Annotated in this window: 2 protein-coding genes and 1 pseudogene; all 3 read right to left on the reverse strand. The window is 46.4% G+C overall.

What is annotated here, in order from left to right; translation table 11 throughout:
* Positions 1-47 precede the first annotated feature (47 nt).
* Positions 48-302 (reverse strand): hypothetical protein, encoded by a 255-nt coding sequence (locus ACUVJL_RS08485; RefSeq protein WP_445245439.1) that lies wholly within the window; start codon positions 300-302, stop codon positions 48-50.
* Positions 303-353: 51 nt separating this feature from the next.
* On the reverse strand, positions 354-3,581 hold the full coding sequence (locus ACUVJL_RS08490) for a S8 family serine peptidase (protein ID WP_445245440.1): 3,228 nt from the start codon (positions 3,579-3,581) through the stop codon (positions 354-356).
* Between the two features lie 15 nt (positions 3,582-3,596).
* Positions 3,597-3,710 (reverse strand): annotated as a pseudogene (locus tag ACUVJL_RS08495) (TPM domain-containing protein); the annotation flags it as partial.
* Positions 3,711-4,845 lie beyond the last annotated feature (1,135 nt).

Below are 4,845 nucleotides of genomic sequence, written 5' to 3' on the forward strand. Positions count from 1 at the left end.
CCGCCCGTCCAAAAAGGACGGGCGGGACGCCCATCCCACAATAACAATTAAAATTGTAAGTTATTTAATTCGCGATCCTGAGAATATCGTTGTCCAAACCCCCCTATCAGATAATCGTCGCCTAATAGACCCTTGAGAGTATCGTTGCTCTCCCAGTCGCATAGCTTGTCACTACCGCCGTTGCCAAACATCAAATCATTTGAGGCAATAGCTGAGGCAGTAGGGGTGCAAAGATTTCCCACTATAAATCTGTGAGGCTGCTGGAGTAAGGCATAGCTGCTGGATACCGTTGTGACAGCCATGACCTTACTTCCAGACAATAAAGATGTCAAATGGGTTCTATATTATGCAACTTAAATGCCGAGTGGCCTAGCCTCATAAATGCCAACCAGGTCAGGATCGGCGAACGGGCTAGTTTTAGCCACATCGAAAGGAGCGCTATTAATTCCTAGAGGTTGGTTTCGGGCTAATCCTCCATTAGCGTCGGTAAACACTGGACTTCGGTCCCTTTCTAAGGTCGGGACAGGGCTATCGGCAGCAGGGCTAAAGAGACTAGGGGCATCGAGCGCGACTCCACCTTCGGTCACTGGGTCCCTTTTCTTGTCGATGGTCAAGTCGGTATCCGGGCTGGCGGATACAGAGGATTCTGCAAACGGCAAGATCAAACTACCTGCCGCCGTACCACCCGTTAGAATATCTTCACCAGGTTCCCCCTTGGGCGTATTATTGGCAGTTTCGGTTAACTTATCAGTGCCAGCAGAGCCAAGAGGGGTAGGGGCAATATTAAGGTTAATCGGACCAGTTCTATCCGACCAACCATCAACAGCTATTTGATAAGTTGTCCCGGCTGTGACACTCTGGGTAATCCGGCTAGTCAAACTCCCCCCCCCATCATCATCGGCTGCAACCAGAGCCAGGCTAGGAAGATTAGTACCAGTCAAAAGGGACAAGTAAGTATCGGAACCACTGCCTATGGTGTCAAAATTATAGTCCCCGGTAGTGGGTGCTGTCCAAGTCCACCACACCGAGTTAATTTGCCCACTTTGGGCAGGTTCACCTAGTTCTCCGGTGGCCCCCTTATTTGAGCCTGTAGCGTTGGCTGTTGAACCTGTCAAAGCAATTCGGTTGGCAAAATTGTCATTGGCTGGAGGGAGAGGGGCAATATTAAGTTGAATCTCACCTGTAATACTGGAAAAACCATCAACAGCTATTCTGTAGGTTGTCCCGGCTGTAGCATTCAGGCTAACCAGGCTAGTCAAACTCCCTGCCGCATCATCATTGGCGCCAATGAGAGTCAGGTTATTAACAGCAGAACCAGTGAAAACGGACAAGTAAGTATCGAATTTACTGCCTTTGGTATCAATCTTATAGATCCCGCTAATGGGTGCTGTCCAAGACCACCACGCCGAGTTAGTTGGCCCACTTTGGCTAGGTTCACCTACTTCTCCGGTGGCTCCCCTATTTGAGCCTGTAGTGGTGGCTGTTCCACCTGTCAAAGGAATTTGATTGGCAAAATTGTCATTGGCTGGAGGGGTAGGGGCAACATTAAGTTGAACCGCACCTGTATTACTAAACCAACCATCAACAGCTATTCTATAGGTTGTCCCGGCTGTAGCATTCAGGGTAAGCAGGCTAGTGTTATTCCCTCCCCCCTGATCATCGAACCCAATCAGACTGAGGTTATTAACCGCAGAACCCGTGAAAACGGACAACCAAGTATCGAAATTACTGCCTCTGGTGTCAACTTGAAAAAACCCGCTACTGGGTGCTGTCCAAGACCACCACACCGAGTTAGTTACCCCACTTTGGGTAGGTTCACCTACTTCTCCGGTGGCTCCGGTATTTGAGCCTTTAGCGGTGGCTGTTTCACCTGTCAAAGGAATTTGGTTGACAAAATTGTCATTCGGTGGAGGGGGAACGACATTAATATTAAGTGCAATCTGACCGGTATTACTCAACCAACCATCAACCGCTATTTGATAGGTTGTCCCGGCTATAGCATTCAGGCTAAGCAGGCTAGTGTTATTCCCTCCCCCCTGATCATCGAACCCAATCAGAGTGAGGTTAGGAAGAGCAGAACCAGTGAAAACCGACAACCAAGTATCGAAATTACTGCCTATGGTGTCAAAAGTAGCGACCCCGGTAGTGGGTGCTGTCCAAGACCACCACGCCGAGTTAATTGGGCCACTTTGGGCAGGTTCCTGTGGTTCTGCGGTGGCTCCAATATTTGAGCCTGTTGTACTCACAGATACGCCACTTAGCACAATCCGGTCGGCAAAGTTATCATTGAGAACCGGTGGTGGTGGTGGTGGTGGTGGTGGGGTAAAGCCCGTCAAAGCATTGTAAAGGTTCAACCGACCCCCTGACACCGTCTTACCATTCAAAGCAGGAATAGGATCCGTTGTTTGCAGCAGTTGGTTTTTAACTTGCTGTGCTGTCCAAGTCGGATTTTGAGACCACACCAACGCCGCCCCGCCAGCGACATGGGGAGATGCCATCGATGTCCCAGAGTAACTGGTATAAGTTCCTCCCGGTGTGGTGCTATAAATATCAGAACCGGGCGCTCCTAAATCAACAGTGGTGAGTCCATAGTTGGAGAAAGAGGAGAGTGCATCGGTGCGGGTGGTTGAGGCAACAGAGATAATATTAGGTAGATCGTAGCTGGCAGGATAAGCAAGGTATGTGTCATTATTGGCCGCTTCATTACTCGCTGCAGCAATAAATAAAGCTCCCTGTTGTCCGGCGGTATTGATGGCATCGTATAGGCCTTGACTGTAGCCTCCCCCAGACCAAGAGTTATTAGTAAGTTTGACGCCCTTGGCCGTAGCATAATTAAGTGCCAAAATCGCATCAGATAGGCTGCCAGAACCACTATCATTTAAAAACTTAAGTGGCATAATCTTGGCATTCCAGTTAACCCCGACCACACCAACGCCGTTATTGCCTTTTGCGGCAATGGTTCCCGCAACATGGGTGCCATGTCCGTACACATCGCTCGGGTTATTGTCGCCATAGGCAAAGTCCCAGCCGCGAATATCATCAATATATCCGTTACTGTCGTTATCGATGCCATCTCCGGCGATTTCCCCTGGATTTGTCCAGATATTGTCCACTAAGTCGGGATGGTTGTAATCAACTCCTGTATCAAGAACGCCGATAACTTGGTTTGGGTTTCCCGTTTCAATATCCCACGCTTCGGGGGCATCGATGTCTGCATCGGGTGTTCCCCCACTTTGACCTGTGTTGTTGAGTCCCCATAATTGGGGATAGCCAGGATCATTGGGAGTTGTAATTTGGGGTGTAATTATTCCTAAATCTTCTTCAGTAGGACTCGTTGTTTCGACATCCTCAAGGGTGATAATCTCATCCTTTTCTATGTATTGAAAGCGGGGATCACCATTATAAGCAGATATTATTTCTTCAACGTTTCCTTCAGGAATGTCCCAAATGGCAATCCCAAATTGTTCGGCTGTGGTGACTTTTGTGACTCCGATTTGGCTCTGCAAGTTGGCAATGTCACTTGCAGAGGCGGTCTGATTCAGTTTGACTATTACACGATCTGGTCTAAAAGCTGTAGTCATGATAGATTAACCCTTCTATTGATAAAAAAATAGTCCTGTCACAACAGCGATTTCTGAGCCGTTTTTCGTCTCTAAATCCGAAATCATTTGATTTAGCTTAATTTCGGTGCTGTCGCTGAGAATGTTGGCCTTGTCCGTTACCCAAGTGTTATTTACTTAGGGGGGATTCGGTACTTCTTGTACTGTTATAGCTAGGCTCGTTACGGGAAATGCCATTGCCGAAAAGCACAGCAAACTGCTCCCGATTATTTGTTTGTTGCTAAATTGTAACTGCATCGCTTCAGTCTCCTGAATAACTCCTAATCGGAAATTGACATCTATCTGTCCGCCTAATTACAATTAAATAACAAGCTCACTCTCATGTCAATTCATATTATTCAGAAGTTGGATTCATAAAAATCATAATTTTAGGTGCGCCGTGCGCACCCTACATTTATAGTCCTCGACGCACGAGTGGCGAGAAACCGGGTTTTTAAGCAAAATAATTGCTGAAAACCGTCAATCTCGGTTGAAAAACCCGGTTTCTTAGTGAGCGAGTGGGAGTGCGAACTAATTTCTGCCTGCAAGTTGGTAATTGCACTTGAAGGGGCGGTTCGATTCAGTTTGACTATTACACGATATGATCTAAAATTTGTAGCCATGACAAATGCACCCTTCTATTGATAAAAAGATAGTGGGGATAGAAAATGGCACAAATGCCATTTTCTAAGGGACAAGTAAGTATCGAAATTACTGCCTATGGTGTCAAAATTAACTATCCCGCTACTGGGTGCTGTCTAAGACTACCATGCCGAGTTAATTTGCCCACTTTGGGCAGGTTCCTGTGCTTCTCCAGTGTCTCCAATATTTGAGCCTGTTCTACTCACAGGTAGACCACCGAGGAAAATTAGGTTAGCAAAGTTATTATTTACGCTCCTAGTCTTTTTGCTTTTTTTTCTAAGTGGTAATCACTTTGGTCTCCTCTACAGATGCACGCGAATTCCACATAGTAAGCAAAAGTTTATAAATGCGTTACACTCGCTTGACTTGATCTGACTATGTATCCATCATAAACTACTCCTGAAGTTAGATTGATTTTGCAATAAAACTTTACACTTAGCGTTGAATAGCGAGTAGAGAATGGCAGTGTTTTAGAGTTAGGCAAAGGCTCATAAAATTCTGCTGAATTAGCTGATTTATACGAAGGGATGAGGATTTGAGCCAGTTGCAGTTAATTTAGACGATAAATTTAGAGCTAGCTACACTATAATTGGGCAATGAATCC

The sequence above is a fragment of the Microcoleus sp. OTE_8_concoct_300 genome, assembly GCF_031383065.1.
Taxonomy (GTDB): Bacteria; Cyanobacteriota; Cyanobacteriia; order Cyanobacteriales; family Microcoleaceae; genus Microcoleus.

Bases quoted from the DNA above. Each gene is read 5' to 3' on its own strand.
- ACUVJL_RS08485 (WP_445245439.1), bottom strand. From the start codon at position 302: ATGGCTGTCACAACGGTATCCAGCAGCTATGCCTTACTCCAGCAGCCT.
- ACUVJL_RS08490 (WP_445245440.1), bottom strand. From the start codon at position 3,581: ATGACTACAGCTTTTAGACCAGATCGTGTAATAGTCAAACTGAATCAG.